At 43.5% G+C, this 17,195-nt stretch carries 17 protein-coding genes and 3 pseudogenes; 8 read left to right on the top strand and 12 right to left on the bottom strand.

Features of this window, described 5'->3' with window-relative positions:
* The first annotated feature begins 515 nt into the window (after window positions 1-515).
* The 5 genes and pseudogenes from I2494_RS05010 to I2494_RS20665 form a co-directional block, all read left to right on the top strand.
* Window positions 516-1,133: a helix-turn-helix domain-containing protein gene (locus I2494_RS05010; protein WP_218468201.1), complete on the top strand. Its 618-nt coding sequence runs from the start codon at window positions 516-518 to the stop codon at window positions 1,131-1,133.
* Between the two features lie 379 nt (window positions 1,134-1,512).
* Window positions 1,513-1,974: a helix-turn-helix domain-containing protein gene (locus I2494_RS05005; protein ID WP_218468200.1), complete on the top strand. Its 462-nt coding sequence runs from the start codon at window positions 1,513-1,515 to the stop codon at window positions 1,972-1,974.
* Window positions 1,975-2,075: 101 nt separating this feature from the next.
* Window positions 2,076-2,693 (top strand): helix-turn-helix domain-containing protein, encoded by a 618-nt coding sequence (locus I2494_RS05000; RefSeq protein ID WP_218468199.1) that lies wholly within the window; start codon window positions 2,076-2,078, stop codon window positions 2,691-2,693.
* Between the two features lie 111 nt (window positions 2,694-2,804).
* Window positions 2,805-3,308 carry a hypothetical protein gene (locus tag I2494_RS04995; protein WP_218468198.1) on the top strand — a complete coding sequence of 168 codons (504 nt, stop codon included), beginning with the start codon at window positions 2,805-2,807 and terminating at the stop codon, window positions 3,306-3,308.
* A gap of 12 nt (window positions 3,309-3,320) precedes the next feature.
* A pseudogene (locus I2494_RS20665) lies at window positions 3,321-3,419 on the top strand (helix-turn-helix domain-containing protein); the annotation flags it as partial.
* Between the two features lie 53 nt (window positions 3,420-3,472).
* On the opposite strand, the gene I2494_RS20590 reads toward I2494_RS20665, so the two are convergent.
* From I2494_RS20590 to I2494_RS04940, 11 genes and pseudogenes are all read right to left on the bottom strand, one after another.
* A complete protein-coding gene (locus tag I2494_RS20590) occupies window positions 3,473-4,225 on the bottom strand; it encodes a C40 family peptidase (protein WP_218468196.1) in 753 nt (250 codons plus the stop codon).
* Window positions 4,226-4,545: 320 nt separating this feature from the next.
* On the bottom strand, window positions 4,546-5,187 hold the full coding sequence (locus I2494_RS04985) for a response regulator transcription factor (RefSeq protein WP_218468195.1): 642 nt from the start codon (window positions 5,185-5,187) through the stop codon (window positions 4,546-4,548).
* The gene (locus I2494_RS04980) at window positions 5,187-5,816 is read right to left on the bottom strand and encodes a helix-turn-helix transcriptional regulator (RefSeq protein ID WP_218468194.1); all 630 of its coding nucleotides are present in this window, start codon (window positions 5,814-5,816) and stop codon (window positions 5,187-5,189) included. The genes I2494_RS04985 and I2494_RS04980 overlap by 1 nt, the downstream gene beginning before the upstream one ends.
* A gap of 71 nt (window positions 5,817-5,887) precedes the next feature.
* Window positions 5,888-6,319, bottom strand: coding sequence for a fimbrial protein (locus I2494_RS04975; RefSeq protein ID WP_218468193.1), 432 nt, complete (start codon window positions 6,317-6,319; stop codon window positions 5,888-5,890).
* A gap of 127 nt (window positions 6,320-6,446) precedes the next feature.
* The gene (locus I2494_RS04970; RefSeq protein WP_228350844.1) at window positions 6,447-6,986 is read right to left on the bottom strand and encodes a fimbrial protein; all 540 of its coding nucleotides are present in this window, start codon (window positions 6,984-6,986) and stop codon (window positions 6,447-6,449) included.
* A 75-nt stretch (window positions 6,987-7,061) separates the two neighbouring features.
* Window positions 7,062-8,003 carry a fimbrial protein gene (locus I2494_RS20660; protein ID WP_407657861.1) on the bottom strand — a complete coding sequence of 314 codons (942 nt, stop codon included), beginning with the start codon at window positions 8,001-8,003 and terminating at the stop codon, window positions 7,062-7,064.
* A gap of 11 nt (window positions 8,004-8,014) precedes the next feature.
* Complete coding sequence (locus tag I2494_RS04960; RefSeq protein WP_218468191.1) at window positions 8,015-10,663, bottom strand: fimbria/pilus outer membrane usher protein; 2,649 nt, start codon at window positions 10,661-10,663, stop codon at window positions 8,015-8,017.
* A gap of 67 nt (window positions 10,664-10,730) precedes the next feature.
* Window positions 10,731-11,417 (bottom strand): annotated as a pseudogene (locus I2494_RS04955) (fimbrial biogenesis chaperone).
* A 94-nt stretch (window positions 11,418-11,511) separates the two neighbouring features.
* Window positions 11,512-12,036: a fimbrial protein gene (locus I2494_RS04950; RefSeq protein ID WP_218468190.1), complete on the bottom strand. Its 525-nt coding sequence runs from the start codon at window positions 12,034-12,036 to the stop codon at window positions 11,512-11,514.
* A 484-nt stretch (window positions 12,037-12,520) separates the two neighbouring features.
* A complete protein-coding gene (locus tag I2494_RS04945) occupies window positions 12,521-13,069 on the bottom strand; it encodes a tyrosine-type DNA invertase (RefSeq protein WP_218468189.1) in 549 nt (182 codons plus the stop codon).
* Between the two features lie 163 nt (window positions 13,070-13,232).
* The gene (locus tag I2494_RS04940; protein WP_218468188.1) at window positions 13,233-14,135 is read right to left on the bottom strand and encodes a LysR family transcriptional regulator; all 903 of its coding nucleotides are present in this window, start codon (window positions 14,133-14,135) and stop codon (window positions 13,233-13,235) included.
* A gap of 169 nt (window positions 14,136-14,304) precedes the next feature.
* Between I2494_RS04940 and I2494_RS04935 the strand changes: the two genes are divergently transcribed.
* Window positions 14,305-14,859: a tyrosine-type DNA invertase gene (locus I2494_RS04935; protein WP_218468187.1), complete on the top strand. Its 555-nt coding sequence runs from the start codon at window positions 14,305-14,307 to the stop codon at window positions 14,857-14,859.
* 316 nt (window positions 14,860-15,175) lie between these two features.
* On the top strand, window positions 15,176-16,201 hold the full coding sequence (locus I2494_RS04930) for a DUF3829 domain-containing protein (protein WP_228350842.1): 1,026 nt from the start codon (window positions 15,176-15,178) through the stop codon (window positions 16,199-16,201).
* Window positions 16,202-16,339: 138 nt separating this feature from the next.
* Here the strand turns inward: I2494_RS04930 and I2494_RS04925 are convergent, their stop codons facing one another.
* On the bottom strand, window positions 16,340-16,618 hold the full coding sequence (locus tag I2494_RS04925) for a SymE family type I addiction module toxin (protein WP_218468185.1): 279 nt from the start codon (window positions 16,616-16,618) through the stop codon (window positions 16,340-16,342).
* A 339-nt stretch (window positions 16,619-16,957) separates the two neighbouring features.
* Between I2494_RS04925 and I2494_RS04920 the strand changes: the two are divergent.
* A pseudogene (locus tag I2494_RS04920) lies at window positions 16,958-17,167 on the top strand (IS4 family transposase); the annotation flags it as partial.
* Window positions 17,168-17,195 lie beyond the last annotated feature (28 nt).

Genomic DNA, 17,195 nt, shown 5'->3' with positions numbered 1-17,195 from the left:
AATGGCGATATTCCTGAAGATAGATAGAATCCTTGTATCTCTATGAAAAAAACAAAATTAAGATCCATTCAAATTTGTTTATAAATCCTGAATTCGCACTGAAAAAAATTATTCATATTATGAATCAATGTATTAAATATAAAAATCAACACACTTTGTCATACAAAAGATCTCTAATAATAAATATAGATTAGAAATGAAATAATGAAAGCTCATAGTTCAATGTATTGCGAATATTTTCACTGAAAAACCCGGCTAAAAAACAACACACCGAAAAACATCATAACTAATTGAATAAAAATGAATTTTAAGAAAGTTTGCAACGCAATTTAAAAACCCTGTTATCTCAACGAAACAAGAGCGCATTCGATCCTATTCTGTATGAAACCATACCACAGGCCATTTTTCGCTAAAAAAAGCGCTAAAATCAGTGCGAATAAGAGAATCATTTATTTTTATATTTTCTTCTGTTTTTATCCTAAATTTAATAAAAACAACCCATTCAGGAATAAAAAATGAACAAACCTTCTTTCGAGACAAAAATACACATTCAGCGTTTAATAGATGCTTTTGCCAGCAGCGACAAAATTGAGAGAGTTATCGTCAAAAAAGGCAATAGTTATATGATAAGTAATAATATTGTTTGCGTTCAGGAAGGCGTTTTTTCTGTGTATATGAGCTATGGAAACCGTTTGCTAACCTATTTTGAAGAATGCGCCATTTTCGGACTGGCTAACTTTTTCACTACTCCTACAGATTTTTATATAAAACCAGATCAAACCAGCATGGTATTAACGCTTGAGACAAACGAAGCCCTACGAATTGTCAAAGAAAGAAATTTATATGAATCAGTCAATTATGTTCAAGCTCATAATATGACCCTGTTTATCAAAATGTATGAAAAAACCATTAGCCCCAATAACTATACGTTTATTCGCACACTCCTTATGGATTTAAATCAAAGCAGTGATGCAATAAAAAACTCTGTCACAGTGGCCTCTTATATAATAAAACGCTCGGGACTATCACGTAGCTATGTGATGCTGGTGCTGTCAGAGTTAAAAAAAGGCGGTTATATCATTATGGAGGATGGAAAACTCATTTCAATAACTTCATTACCTGTGAAGTTTTAAATCATCAACATATTGATCAATACTCTGTTTAAAAAAGTCATAAATGGAATAAAATTATACAAACGGCAGGCAACATGAATATATACCTTGAAAAGGAGTTAGAAACATTATCTTATATTGAAAGTTTTAATTTAAATAAAAGCTAATCATAATAAAAATATAAATTTCCATATGAATTTAAATTTCATATTCAATAGAATCTACTTATCAGGCAAATGGAATGCTAAACATACCTCCCGACCTAAAAATGCATCTTCAAATATTAATGGATGCATTTATTGATAACGAAAAAACCAAAAAAATCACGGTTAAAAAAGGATGTAAATATTTAATAACTGACAATGTTTGCTATTTTCAGGAGGGGGTATTTTCTATTTATATGGATAGAGGAGACCGTTTACTGACCTACACAGAGGGTTCTGCCATTCTGGGGTTGTCTAATACCTACAGTCCTCCCCTAATTCATTTATATATTAAACCGGCTCAAACCAGCACAATATATACATTACCCGCCGAAGAAGCACAAAATATTATCAAATCTAAAAATTTATTTGAGTCAGAAAATTATGTGCAGAACCATAATACAGCTTCATTTTTCCAGCTGTATGAAAAAACGATTACGCCTAATAATTATGCTTTTATTCGTACGTTACTGATGGATTTAGAGCAGAACAGTGATGCCATAAAAACCTCGGTAACGGTAGCCGCCTATATTATTAAACGCTCAGGAATGTCGCGCAGTTATGTGATGCTGGTGCTGTCAGAATTAAGAAAAGGCGGCTATATCCACATGGAAGATGGCAAATTAACCGGGATAACCTCATTGCCGGAACGGTTCTAAGCCCTTAACTGGCTGGTGTTCTGGTAAAAACAATGTACCTTGTCTGTCTTCATTCTTTTTTTATCCTATAGTTAATAAATCGGCCCTCCAGGTGCAACACAATGAAAGACAGATTTCCTGACTATGACATACATCTTCAACGGTTAATCGATGCTTTTGCCCGCAGCGACAAAATCAAAAAAGTTACCGTTGCGAGAGGTAATACCTACATTATGTCTGATGAAATTTGTTGTATCAGAAAGGGGATTTTTTCTGTCTATATGAATCAGGGTGAGCGCCTGTTAAGTTATGGGGAAGGACAGGCCATTATCGGTCTGACTAATTTTTATTCCGAACCCGTCCATTTTTATATTAAGCCAGGCCAAACCAGTACTCTGTTTACCCTAACAACAGAAGAAGCCCGGCAAATTATCAAAACGGAAAACTTATCTCAGTCGATAGGTTACATATTGGCGAATAACACCAACGCCTTTTTCCAGATGTATGAAAAAGTCATTAGCCCGAATAATTATACCTTTATTCGCCTTATGCTAATGGATTTAGACCAGGCCACGGATGCAATAAAAGCCTCCGTGACGGTAGCTTCCTACATTATTAAACGATCCGGATTGTCGCGCAGCTATGTGATGCTGGTGCTGTCAGAATTAAGAAAAGGCGGCTATATCAATATGAATGATGGCAAATTAACGTCGATAACTTCATTGCCGGAGAGGTTCTAGATGTTTAGTTTACTGACGGGTATTCAAATAAAAAATTTAAGATACGTTAGTTATCCACCCTCATTCTTTTCATCTTATAGTTAATACAACCATCCGTTCAGGTGCAAAATAATGACAGATATCACCCCTAACAGCGATACACATCGCCAGTGGTTGATGGAGGCATTTATCCGTAGTGGTAAAAGCCAAAAGCTTACCATTAAGAAAGGTAAGGCATATCCCATGACTGATGATATCTACTGCATACAAAAGGGATTTTTTGCCGTCTATATGAATGAGGAACGTTTGTTAACCTTTTATGAAGGGCCAGCGATTCTTGGCCTGACTAACCTTTATGCTCCCCCGACCTATTTCTATATTAAGCCCGGCGAACCTCTTATCGTAGATGTTCTGACTGTAGAAGATGCCAGAAGTATTATCGCTGAGGAAGATTTGTACGAGTCAGTAAACTATATATTGGCGAATAATATGGCCGAGTTTTATCGTGTGTTTGCAAAAACGATTAACCCTAATAACTATGCTTTTATTCGCCTGCTGCTGCTGGAACTAAACCAGTCCAGTGATGAAATAAAAGCTTCAGTCACCGTGGCATCTTACATTATTAAGCGATCCTGATTATCACGCAGCTATGTGATGCTGGTGCTGTCAGAATTAAGAAAAGGTGATTACATCACTATGGACAATGGTAAATTAATCGGGATAACTTCGTTACCAGAAAAGTTCTAAACTCCCTATTTAATAATCCGCCCCGTGATGCCTGGCACCCGCGAGGCTTTGGATTAGCGCACTGCTGAAGGCAACAGTACCCGACGGGCACCGATATAGTGATCCTGCCAATAATCGTCATCTAACCGACTAATCTGAATATCTTTACCGGTACGTGGCGCCTGTATAAATTCACCATCGCCCAGATAAACACCCACATGATCCGCATAGCCACGGCTGCGGCTGTGGGTTCGGAAAAAGACTAAATCACCGCTGTGCAGTTGCTCTTTCTCAACGGTTATTCCCTGTTCAGCAGACATATGGAACATATTATTAGCGGTTCTTGGCAATGTGGATTTCAGATGATCGCGATAGGCGTAGTTAACCAGACCGCTGCAATCAAATCCGGTGCGGGGCGATGTGCCACCATAACGATAAGGTTTACCTAACTGCTTCATTAAATTGGCTATCACTTCTCGTTTAGCCGTTACCATCTTGTCTTTCTGAACCGTCGAAATTTGAGGGTGCATTCCTTCAGTAATGCGTAGCTCATCAATATTGCGCTGGCGGAATGGGTTACTACCCGCCAGAATGTCTTGTTGTTCGTCAGATTGCTGATAAGCCTTATTGGCACCATTTAATGTAACGCGTTTACGTTTGGTGTTGCTTTTAATGATCACATGGGCTGCCAGCGGCGCTTTTTTGCTGACTTTATGGTGATTAGCCGCATTGGCATTAAAAGAGAGAAACAGCATAAAAATGCAGATAACGCCTCCAATGGAGGAACGAAACAGGCTGTAGAGTGCGGTAGGTATAATGTGTGTCATAATAGTATGATTTGAATTTATATTTCTGTCTCAAAATGAAAAGGGGAAAAAGTGGAACCAGTCTATTCAGTTGAGCAGATTTTAAAACGCCTTTTTTGTAACTCAGGCACATATAAAAATGACAAGATATTTCAACGGGAAACAAGTTTGGCAAAAATGTGACATCCCTTACGTCACTTGTTAACTAAACCACGCTTCGAGACTACAACTGATACTCAAATCTTATTTATTCTCCCGATTTATTCACTTTTTATGCAAATACCCCATCAGTGCCTCGCTGATGGTGTTTTTGGCTTCAGACTGCCATAAAGGTCTGTGCGTTAATGTATCACCTCTATTCGGGCAAATAATTCAACTTCATTTCTGGCGCGTAGTTTGCGCATCAGGTGATATTTATGGGTGCTGACGGTTTTAGCACTGCGGCATAGCTGTTCAGCAATCTGCACTATGCTATAGCCTTGGTACATCAGCTTTAGCACCCGTTGTTCTGCATCCGTAAGCGGTTCCAATTCCAAATCGACACTGGCTGTTGTCGATGACATATACAGTGTTGGACTAATCACTAAATCGCCGGATAGCACGCGATTAATTTGCTCGCGCAGTTGCGCTTCCGGCGTTTGTAATGCCAACAGAGAGATTAAAGGTTGCTTGCATAGTTTGGCCATCTGCTCATCAGACAGTAAATCCGTGATAACCACCATAGGTTTATCATTGCGTATCGATTGCAGCCACAATAGCCAGTTCCCCCCTTCGATAGCATCCTTTTCATCATCCCGCACGTCACTGACCACCAGATCTGCCTCCACTAATCCTGGAATACGCCCCATGGCACTGAAAGACTCTGCAACCTGAAAGGTTATCTCCGGTAATTGAGTACTGAGAAAATGCATTAATCCATGGCGAACTAACGGGCAGGCATGCATCACTACCCCCTTTTTTGTAACCTTAGTAATACCGTCCATTATATCAATATCTCTCTGGCCATCATTCGCCCACCCAGAACCTGAAGCTCGCCGGGATTAATCATATGCAGTTTGTTCATCACCGATTTCTTTTGGGTGCTGATAGTACGCACATCCCTGCCGGATAACTGAGCAACATCACCGACACTCAACCCGGTCAGTAACGCCTGGGCGATATAACGCTCCTGAGGGCTTAATACTGAAACCTTCTCCTTTTCTTTACGAAGCATGATGCTGTGGAGAAACGCTTCTGGATCCGCCGGCATACTAAATACGGCGTTCACACCAAACCCTAATAGCAAATCTTTCAGATAAGATACGGTGCTACATAAATAGGCTGTGATATGAATTTTTTTGTCATAACCAGCGATGGCTGTCAGCTGTTGCAATAACGCCAACGTATCCGTACCGCGACCAATGTTTGTCAGTAGTAGGGTATCGGCCTGATATTGACTCACTGCATCAGCCAGTGTGGCTGTATCACTGATTCGAACTAACGTTATATGGTTTTCTACTGACGTCTGAGCCATCTGTTGAATACCAAACCAGGCGATATCGCAAGGTTCCAGTACCAGAATGGTTTGCGTGGAAATATCTGAACTATTCATCTGTTTTTTAATTAACGACATAATCTATTCCTGTTAAATCTTAATCTACCCACAGGCAGGAACGCTTTATTCCTGCCTGTGGTATTCGTGCATTACTGATACGTGAAACCAACCAGCACGCTGCTGGAAACCTTTCCTGCTCCGGCTTCACCCAGCGGGGTATATAACCGGGCAGCTAACGGAAAGGTTGCACTGCCTGCGCTAATGTTTACCGTCATGGTGCTGTTGTTAGACAGAATGGCATTGTGGTCAGCCTCTTTGACCATCTGCACCGCCATATGGGTGGCGGCACTGGCGGCCGGTTCGGTATTGGCAAACAACGTACTATTGGTCCCATCTGGCGTGCCGCTAAAGGTGACGGTACTCTGCGTGGTGCCCGCCGGGCAGTTGGTCAGATTCAGCGTAAAGTTTTCCCAGGCGCCAGCATCATTAGCCGCCTGGAACTTGGTTCTGCCCTGCGTGCCCAGATTAACCTCCTGACCGGCCGCCAGAATGGGATTAACCGTACACGCTGAAGCTGTCACTTTACCGCTAATATTGACATCGGCGGCGTACGCTCCCGAGCCCGGCAGAACAGCAAGAGCAGAAAGCAGTATATTGAGAAAAAAAGGCGCTTTAACATAGTGGCTCTCCTGCCAGTTAACTGAAGCATCAGTTATAGGTGAAATCCATCATCGCTACAGTTCTAATATTGCCTACCGTTGCGCCGCCAGATGTGCTGTATGGACGAGCATCCAGATCAAAGGTGGCTTTTCTACTGGCGTCGACGTTAACCGTCATGGTGCTGTTATTGCCTTTGTCGGTCACTGAGCCTGAATGGTTCTGTAGCCGAACCGATACGTTAGTGGCATAGCCGGGGCCGGTGGTGTTGGCATATTTGGTGGCATCAAGACTGTCAGGCGTACCGGAAAATTTAGCGGTCACTGACGTGGTACCGGGCGGGCAGTTACTCAGGGTCACATTGAAAGTTGTCGCTTCACCATACGTGTTTGCCGTACTCAGGGTGGCAGCAGTGACATCAGGCATAATGACGTTATAGGTACCGCTGTTATCAATAGTACAGGCAGCGGCTGTCACCTTGCCGGTAATATTAATGGTGACCTGATCGGCGGCAAATGCGTTGCTGCCAATAAGCCCAGCAACTACGGCCAGAGTGATTAATCCTTTCTTATAATTGAATAACATTGACATAATAAATATCCTTATTAATTGAGTTGATTGAGTGTGTGTTTTATCAGGCCAGCTAAATTAACTGGCCGGTTAGGTTTACTGGTAAGTCAAATTAAGCGTTGCGGTCGCATTGGCATCACCCGTAGTTACCGTGCTTTTGGTCTGGAAATAGCGGGCAGTGAAAGCCCCTGCCGGAAACTCCTGACCGCCAGATGAGGTTTTGAGCACAATATTGGTATTACGCTGTAATGGCGTACTGCCATAGAGCAGTTGAATGCCCACGCCGGTTGCAACGCCATTACTGCCGGCACCGGTTAATTTAATTACGCTGGTATTCGAGGTATCGGTATTTTGGTCGAAGCTTAATGAGGCATTAATACGGGCGCCAGCATCACAGCTCAGTCCAATGGTAAAAGGTTTATCGCCTTTAGTGGAGTTAACTCCACTAAAGCTGCTGGCCAGTACGGGGTCCAGAGGAACGTTGACATTTGATGTTGTAATGGAACACGCCACTACTGTGACTGAACCCGTGATATATAACGTCATGTTCGATATTGACGGTGATGAGCTGTAATAGACCCTACTAACTAAGGCATTATTTAGCGGGCCTGAGGTGATCGCACCAATTTTCACAAGTTCAATTGTTGTGTTTGAATAATTTACGCCATCATACAAGTTCATATATGTTTGATATTGGGAAGTTGCAGGTTTTTCAGCATAATATTTATCCCAATACAATACTCTGACACCCACTCCTGGAACATTTGTAGTATAGACATGAGAATAGGGTGTAGAATTACCCATCATTTCTTCATATTGATACCCACCAGCAGTATCACAATAGCCAATTTGGCGTCTTCCTCCGGCATGATAACTTGTTGCAATAACAGTGCCATTGGGAGTATCCCGTTGAACTTTTACATTCGCAAAATTTATCGTATCAGTAACGATTCCATACCCACTACCAGTACAATATGCATAAGAATTGATGCTGAACAGCGTTGATATAACTAATAATAATAAATTTAAATATTTCATTTCTAAATACCTCACTGGCACTGACCGTTAATATTCACAATGCCATTCTCATTCTGCGGCAGGTTATAGTTCACGTGGCACTGTTCATCCGATCCACTCCCCCACTGCACGTTTAACTGCCCGCTCTCGCCCAGCCCGGTCAGGTATACCTGACCCGCATCACCCACGATGAAACCCTGCTCATTTTTAGCCGCCAGATCCACCACCATGGCACCAAATGGCACCGGCTGTCCGTTGGCCCTCAGCAAGGTCATCAACACCCGACCACCTACGCTGGTCTGATAGCTGGCCTTCACCACCGCCCCCCGGGTTGGCACCACGGTTTGAGTGGTAATGGATACTTCAGTATCATCACCAAAGGTTTCGGTATTAAGCGTTACATCATTCTTCCGATACGGGCTGGCATAGGGCACCACAGCATATCCACGGAAGTCGGTTTTCACCCCGGTTTGCCCCTGTACATTCACACCCTGAGCACCCGGTGCAGCCACTAACGTCACGGTTTCGCCGAATGGCTGCCCCAGGGTCACTCCCTCGCTATGGGCAATAATGCCGCCCTGTAAGCCGTAATTCAGACGCTGGCTGTTGTTATCGTCATAGGAATAGCCGCCGTTAATCTCACCATAGGTGGCACGCCAGTCGGCGTTGACACTACCGCTGTTACCCTGCCCCTGTGTGCCATATCCTTCCTGCACGCTCCAGCTCAGGTTGTTATCTTCCAGCAAGGTGCCGCCCACGCTAACGTTATTGGTGGTATTGCCGTTTTTGCTGGTGTTGAGCATGTAGTTGGCATAGGTTGGGTGCTTATTATCAAACAAATTCAATGGGATACTTACATTAAGAGAGAACAACTGATCGTTATCGTAAACCCGTTTACCGTTACTATTATCAGCACCATAATTCATATTAGAGTTACGGTTATAGGTGTAGCTGAGACCATAGCTGATACCTTTCCAGGAGTTGTTATAGCTGGCACCATAAGACTCCATTTTTTGGTCGGTATTCCAGTAATCTTCACGTACCGCACTCAGGGCAATGTTACCGCCGCCCTGCCACAGATCCTGACTCATGGTCAGCTCGGCACGGTTGCGTCGACGCTCCTGCAACCGATAGCTGCTGCCATCAGAGTAGGTATCCAGCACTTCCTGCATGCCCCAGTAACCATCGGTGGCGTAGCGATAACCGGCAATGGCGAAGTTAGTGCCGGTTTCAACAAAGTTCTTGCTGTAGCGCACCCGCCATGACTGACCGCTTTCACGCGTCTTATGGTCCTGATGTTGATCTGACCACGGCTGGTCGTTTCTGCGATCCCACGCCTGACTCTTCTGGGTGGACCATGCCTGAGTGACATCCACCGAGATCGCACCCAGATCCCCCAGGTTTTTACCCACGCCCACCGCCACTGACTGATACTTACTGCTGAACTGACCGCCGCCATAAAGCGTAAATCCTGCCGGTAAACCATACATGGCGGTGGCTTCCGTCAGCGGCGTTTGTTCTATATCTGAATCATAAGAGCGGTATACCCCGCTGGTAATGCTGTACTTCAGGCGACCTTCACGTTGTAAAACCGGTAACGAAGCATAAGGAATAATCAGTTGCTGCTCGCTACCGTCAGATTCTTTAATGGTTACATACAGATCGCCGGAGCCGCCGGTCGGGTACATATCGTCAATTTCAAAACTGCCCGGTGACACATAGGCCTGGTAGATTTCATAGCCATTCTGACGAATGGTGACCTGAGCATTGGTGCGGGCGATACCCCGTACCACAGGGGCGTATCCCTTCAGGCTATCGGGCAACATATCGTCATCCGAGGCCAGTTGCAGGCCGCGGAATGGAATGCTGTCAAACACATCTGATGGCGAAGTGCTATCACCAGCAGTGAACTGGCTTTGAAGCGCCGTGATATCGTGCTGAGCATAGGTATAGACCGTATCCCATTTATCCTGAGTTTCACTGTTCTCGTCATCACTGGCCGAACGGCTCCAGGTGGTGTAGTTACGCAGCCGCCATCCGCCAATATTCACACCCGGACGCAGGTTAACGTACTGACTGTTGCTGTCCGAGCCGTTGCCGTTTTTAGCATAGTTATTGGCACCAGTGACGCTGTAGTTAAGCAGAATTGCCGGAATACCCTGATCCCACTGTTTGGGGTCAACCCAACCCCGGGCGGAGTTATTCACTGACGACTGGGGTAAACTCAGCAGCAGTTGCTGACGTTCGAAGCGGAAATCGCTGCTGGCCTGCGGGATAGCCGTCAGATCGCCGCAGGTGCTACCCGGCGCGCCAATTTCAGGATATTTCTTGACCAATACACCCCACAATTCCAGATCGTTAACCGGAATACAGGGCTGTAATCGCTCATTGCCTTGTGCATCTTTACCCATACGGAATTCAACGTTACGGGTATCCATTCTTTCGTTATTGAGATAGACATCCACCATATAGGTACCCGGCATCTGTCCACCTTTGTTTTCAAAAGCTGACAGGTCAACGGACTTTTGCCCCTGAGTGCCCAGCTCTAATAACTCAGGGTTAAAGTAATCTTCCGCCTGGACATTCATTATGATTCCTGTCGGCAATACCAGTTGGGCAGCGACAAAACAGGCTATCTTGCTTAAGCGCAGCCTGGAACTGCCCCTGTTAGTATTCTTCATCCTTAATTGCTCCGTTGCCTGTGAAAAGCGCGATGGCTTTCCTTAATCCTTGTTAGGGGTATTTTTATTAGTGTCCCGGTGAGTGTTCATCACCCACGCCACCGTAGTCGGAAATGATTTTCCAGGTGACTGAGCCGGATGCTCCGGCAGGGGCCGTAAAGGTGGCCTGACTCATCGGGGCGACGTAAGTCACGTCTTTCACTTCGCGTCCACCCACTTTCACCTGATTAAAGTTCATGTAAAACGGGGTCGGGTTGTTGACGGTCAGTTGGTTACCGCTCTGTGTCCAGGTCAGCTTATTGGTGACATCTTCAGGTACGCCCTTTAAATCCTGCGGGCGATAAATCAGCTTGATGCGGGTTTTAACCGCAATTTACAGAGTATTAGCTGCCCCATTTTTACTACCGGCTGGAATAGACTTAACGTTAAGCCAGTAAAGGGATTCACGATCTTCAGGCAGATCGCCACCGGTACGCACAATACGCAGCACGTTCTGCTGATTACCCTCAAGACGAAATAGCGGAGGGGTAATAATAAAGGGGGCTTTCTCAGCGCCACCATTTTGAGTCTCCGTCCAGGACTGGATGAGATAAGGGTTGGTATCCGTATTGCTGACGCTTAGTGAAGCCTCCTTTTTGCCACCGTTATAAATAACACGGGTACCGCCTACGGTGACGCCGCCCGTTTCGGCCGCCTGGGCCAGGGTGCTGCTCAGCAACAGGGGAATAAGAAGGGTTTTAAACAAGATATTCATAGAAACTCGGTGCTCCAAAAAATGCAGGCCAGCCAAAACTGGCCTGTTAGACACAACTTCCCATCCGCTAAATAAACGGGAAGCCACAACTTAATTAGTTGTAAACAACGGTGAAGTTACTGGTGGAGTTTGCCGGACCCGCTGTTACAGTCGCAGCAGTGGCATAGTAACGAGCAACGAAGTCAAGTTTGTTATCACCAGTGGTCAGCGGATAAGATGAAGATGCGGTATATAACGGAACAACGATGTTCTTGCTGTCAGTCAATTGAATACCTACGTTAGTTGCCACACCGGTTTCCTGAGTCAGGGCCAGAATGGTGTTAACATTGCTGTCAGCGGTACCATCAAACTTCACAACAGCAGACTTAGCAGTAGCCGGGCAGTTTTTCAGAGCAATCGTAAATTTGGTTGGTGCTGCAACATCACCCGCGGCTTTAAATGACTTACTGGATACGGTACCCAGCGTCACGGTCAGCGGATTGCTCATGTCATTAACGATGGTGCAAGCATCATCAGTAATAGCACCAACAAAGTTGATTTTGCCATCAGCAGCAAATGCAGAAGCGGCAGACAGAGAAGCAGTAGCGATCAGTGCAGCAACAATCAGATTCTTTTTCATTTAACTCTTCCTTTATATTAAGATGCGTACATCTATTTGATTTATATGCATTGTTATGCATATATTCCTTGGATTGTCTGGTTAATAAATGAACGACTAACTGTTCATTATGTTCCAATTTGACCAGTTAAGCGTTTATCGCTGAATTCACCCGATGAGCTAGTGTTTTTCTGATTTTTTAACTATCTTATTTTTATAAGGCAGTTTTTTATTCTGATTTTGTTTTTAACAAAAAAATGTCCTGATGTTTTGTTTTTGTTAAAAAAATGGAAGTATTAAGCAGATAAACAGAAAGGATGGTTCGCTGGAATATTCGTAGCTTATTGATTTTAAATTGATAGATATTTTTCTGAATGCAGTGAAATAGCGGGGATTGACAAGGAAAATATTAGTAATTAGTATGGCGGACAGTTTGGAACAATTTGTCCATAGCGTTACAAACTCTTACACTCCCTTTGAGCTAGCATTTCTCCGGTTGAACTACTTACCAGGCCCGTAAAAATCGCTGAGCATTTGTTGCTGTATAAAGCACAGTGTGTTGAATATTACGATGGCCGAGATAGTCCTGAATTAAACGCGTATCCATTCCTTTGTCCGCCAACGCATAGCCACAGGCATGGCGTAGCATATGAGGATGAGCATTTACCTCCAATCCTGCACGATGACCGCAGTCGCGCAAAATATCATAAATTCGCTGGCGTGAAAGCCGATTTCCCTTCTGCGACAGAAATAACCATTCTTTAGCCGTATATCGGTGCCGGGCACGAACATTTAACCAGGCCGTTAATGCATCACGTTCAAGCTCGTACAGAGGATGAATGGTAGAAAGTCCGTTTTTTAAGCGTTGAATAAATATTCGATTATGTGTCAGATCGATATCAGACAGACGCCAGCTGTTAATTTCACTGACCCGGCATCCGTGGATAAAACACATTCGGATTAAGCAATAATCCCTTTCCGGATTGGAACCCTGGCGGGATACTTCCAACAGGCGTTCAATCTCACTGGTGGTAAGATATTTGCGGTTTGTCATAGAGACCTCTTCAATAATAGCAGTATGAGCGCGTAAATATCCTTATTCTTATCAAATAGAAATCATGCCCTATCACAGACATGAATGTATTCCATACTTCTTGAGTATATCTGGTGATGAGTAAAAGTGTTTTATCTTTCTGTCATCGCGGGCGCAGGCTATGTCATTCTAAGTCAGATAAAAACGCAATTATCTTTTTCAACATAACATTATGTTTTTCTGAACGATGAATATGCGCATAAAATAAGATAGTCTCATTAATTAAAAAATCATATTCAATAGTGCGTAAATTAAATTTTTGACAAACCCATGGCGCCAATACAGCAGGAATAAAAGCAATCAATTCTTTGGTTGATACCTGAACAAGTACAGTAACAATAGAAGAGGAACGAAACTGTTTAAATAAAATAGAACTATCCGCATGCTGAAATATCGGTATTTCTTTGCCGAATTTTTCATCCGGTGAAATTAATCCCAACGGGGACTCTTGTTTATATTGTTCCAATGTAATTCGTTGGTTAATTCGTGGGTGATCTTTTTTGCATACCATAACCAAGTTACCATAATTCAATGGGTAACTAAGTAGCGAGCTATCTTTAGGTAAATTATATCCAATATCAATATCAATTTGTTTTCTACGTAAACGCTCTATACGTGTAGTTGGATCTTGAGGAATTGAAAATATATCCCAACTGCTACCACCACAAAAATCAGGATCATCCAAAAATTTATCAACAAGCAGTAGATCCAGTAAAGGGATGGTGGCAATACGCAGCTTTGGTGGTGCAGCTAATTGTGACGTATCCCCCTTATGTTTATCGGCCTCATCAAAAAGATTTAATGCCGGGCGGTAAAAATTATACAACTCCAGAGCCAGTGCAGTTGGCTGCATACCATTTCCCTGTCTGAATAACAGGATATTATTATGATGTTTACGCAACTTATTCAGCCCGGTACTTATTGTCGATATATTGCTCTTCAGACTTTCCGCCGCCGCAGACACTGAACCGGTATCAATAATCTCACAAAGGATGCGCGCAAGGTTGAGATCCAACTTTGATTGCATAATTCACCTCAACCAAATGCATATAGTTGAAGCATAGTTGATTGTTTCAAAAACGCTTTCTTATTTTCAGAAAGTGAGTTTTCACAATAACGGGTATCCTCTGACCGACTTGCTCTGTAAATTGCAACACGTTCCCGGTTCGCATTGAAAACCTTTATGAGAGTAAAAAATGACGCAGAGAAAATACCTGAGTGCCAGTGAAGTAGAAGCCATGATTAATGCCGTTCCTAAGGGCACCAATTATTATCGCGACCGCTGTCTAATTATGATGTGTTATTTTCATGGATTACGGGCCAGTGAATTATGCCATTTAAAAACCACCGATATTCAGGGAGAACACATATTTATTTCCCGGCTAAAAAGAGGTTTATCAACCACTCATCCTTTACAGAAATGCGAGCAAGAAGCAATTAGTCAATGGTTGAAAAGTCGCAAAACATGGTTGAATAGTGATACTCAATGGCTGTTTTTATCTCAGCATGGCAACCCATTATCCCGCCAACAGTTTTATGAGTTAATCAAAAAGTATGGCATCGCGGCAAAACTGGATATTAAGGCCCATCCCCATATGTTACGTCATGCCTGTGGATTTTCTCTGGCTGATGCAGGAAAAGATACCCGCCTGATTCAGGATTATTTAGGCCACCGTAATATTCAACACACCGTGCTGTATACCGCGACAAACAGCGCCCGATTTAACAGCATTGAATTCAAGGTAAGTTAATCAACAATCGTTAAAACCCGATAGTAAACATAAAACAGTAACAACGCTTGATCAGCGTTAATAGAAAAATATTATCAATCGATGTCGCAGTTAAGCTATGCTGTTCTCTATGATGGAAATACATCCGGCCGGATTTAAATCATAGTAAAATCAATTAATAAGACTCATTCTAAAAAAACAAAAACTGAAGAACTATAAAACTCAGCATTTACTTAATCTTTCAAAATAACTACCATACAACTTGTTGAATCAAATGGATAATATCAAATAATTCATTTTTGAATAATTTGATGTTGGTAATTTATAAGGGAATATGATGAAAAAAGTAGGTAAAGCATTATTGTTTGGCACTCTGGTTTTTAATGCCTCATTACTGGCAGGTTGTGATGACAAATCAGAAGCGTCTAAAACGTCACCCACCGCACCAACCAGTCAAAATTCTACCTCTGCCAAAAAATCTTCTGCACCGGAAACCAATAATTCAGCAGCACAAAAACCGACCATCAGCGATGAAAAGGCGGCTTATAAGCTATCTGAAAAAGTCTCTTACTATGTAAAAGCCACTAACGCTTATGGTGGTGGCGTGCTGGATGGTACGTCTTCCTGGCCGGACAAAGAAAAAAAGGTAAAAGCGGGTATTGAGAAAAAAGATTATCGGGTTATCGAATCCTGGCTCTACTTCAGCTCTCGCCCTTACAGCAGCTTAAACAATAACCTGAAAAAAGCGCTGAAAATCACGGAAGTGAATATTGATAATATCGACTCTAAAGCTGAGGCAATTGTCGCTTCTATCGACAAGCTGCTTCCGGTATGGGAAGAGTTAGAAAAATACAACAAAATGAAGAAGTATGAAGACGACGATGGCGCTAAAGGTAAAGCGCTGATGGAGATCTTCACTCCTGGTTTCAATCAGATTAATGAACAATACAAAGCGCTGGAAACAGAAATTCGCGTAGCCAGCGAAGAGATGAAACAAAAACGTATTGAGCGCTATAAGCAAGAAGGCCGTTTGCTGGAGCTGTATACCGAAGAGTCTCTGGAGTTGGCGCGTTCTATCGTAGGGCAATTCTCCAGCCTTAACGATTACAAAGATAAGACCAGAATTGAGCAGGCAAACAAGTATCTGGCAGAGCTGGAAGAAAAATTAGAGCTGCAAACTGCTGAATACAACAAAGCCAAAGAAGAAGGTAAAAAAATCGATTCTGGCTACTCCCGCGTTAACGACCGACTGGTTAAGTTTGTTGGTACCTACCGCGATGCCAGAAAGAAACCCGGCACTTATGCGAATACTCTGGTGAAAGACTTTAACAGCGCTATTGATACTTATAATAGTATTCGGTAGGTCAGTGATGTTTTTTGTTGGGATTTTACTTTAATGAAAGAAAACCGCTATTAAGATAACACCGTTCACTTGAGATGTTTTGAGTGAACGGTGTTAGCCTTTGTGCGGTTTTTGCTTTTTAGGGAAAGCTCAAACCCGCTACACCCGTTCCTGCTTCATCACCTTCACCGCCAGTTTGACTTGCTTCAGTTGTTCTCGCTGTTCCTTCACTTCGTCATTATCAGCAATAAGCACAATGCAACCTTCGGTGATTTTCACGGTGACACCCGTGCCGGTATCGAATCCGGCTTCTGTTAGCCATTTTCCACTAAGATTAAGCAAGGGTGTACTGGTATCGCCCCTATTGGGTACATAGCCGATTGTGTAGCGGCGCTGGGTTTTGGAGAGGGGGGATGTTTGGGTGAGCGTTGTAGCCATAGGACAACCTCCGATGAGTAATGTTTATTACCGCCAGCGGAGAGGTCAATCTCACGGGTGGCGGAGCCGGACGGGGTTGACCTTACCGGCCTCATCGACACCGGCGCGTCTTGCGACGCCCCCGCCCGGCCCGCCATTGAAGTGTAGCCGTGCGCACGACACAAAAAAAGCGCTAACGCGCTTGTGTCGTCGATGAAGGATTTCAGGAGGTCAAGCCCGACGCCTGATTTTGCAGGCGTGGAAGAAAGATACCGTTATCGATAATCAACGGCAAGCGGTTTTGCTGCGGTGAGCGCGGCACAATACGGATCTGGAATGTGCTTCGCGAAACGCGCAGGGAGGTTAAGCTTCATGAGGGCGATGCGGCTTAGACAGGATGAAGAAATCTGGTACACATTGGACAAACCGGTAACAACTCCGACGAAGTTGAGAAAAATGCGGGAGAACATGAAACCATTTATCTTGCCGGAAAAAAGAAAACGGCCCCAAAAAAGGGCCGTTCGAATATCAAAAAACCAGTATTACGTTCACTTAAAACATCTTAAGTAAATGGTGTTAACCATGACGGCAGTTTTTC

The organism is Limnobaculum allomyrinae, assembly GCF_016649425.1.
In the GTDB taxonomy this organism is placed as follows: Bacteria; Pseudomonadota; Gammaproteobacteria; order Enterobacterales; family Enterobacteriaceae; genus Limnobaculum; species Limnobaculum allomyrinae.
Note: the sequence above shows the minus strand (reverse complement) of the source record. Positions and strands in the feature narration are given on the sequence as shown.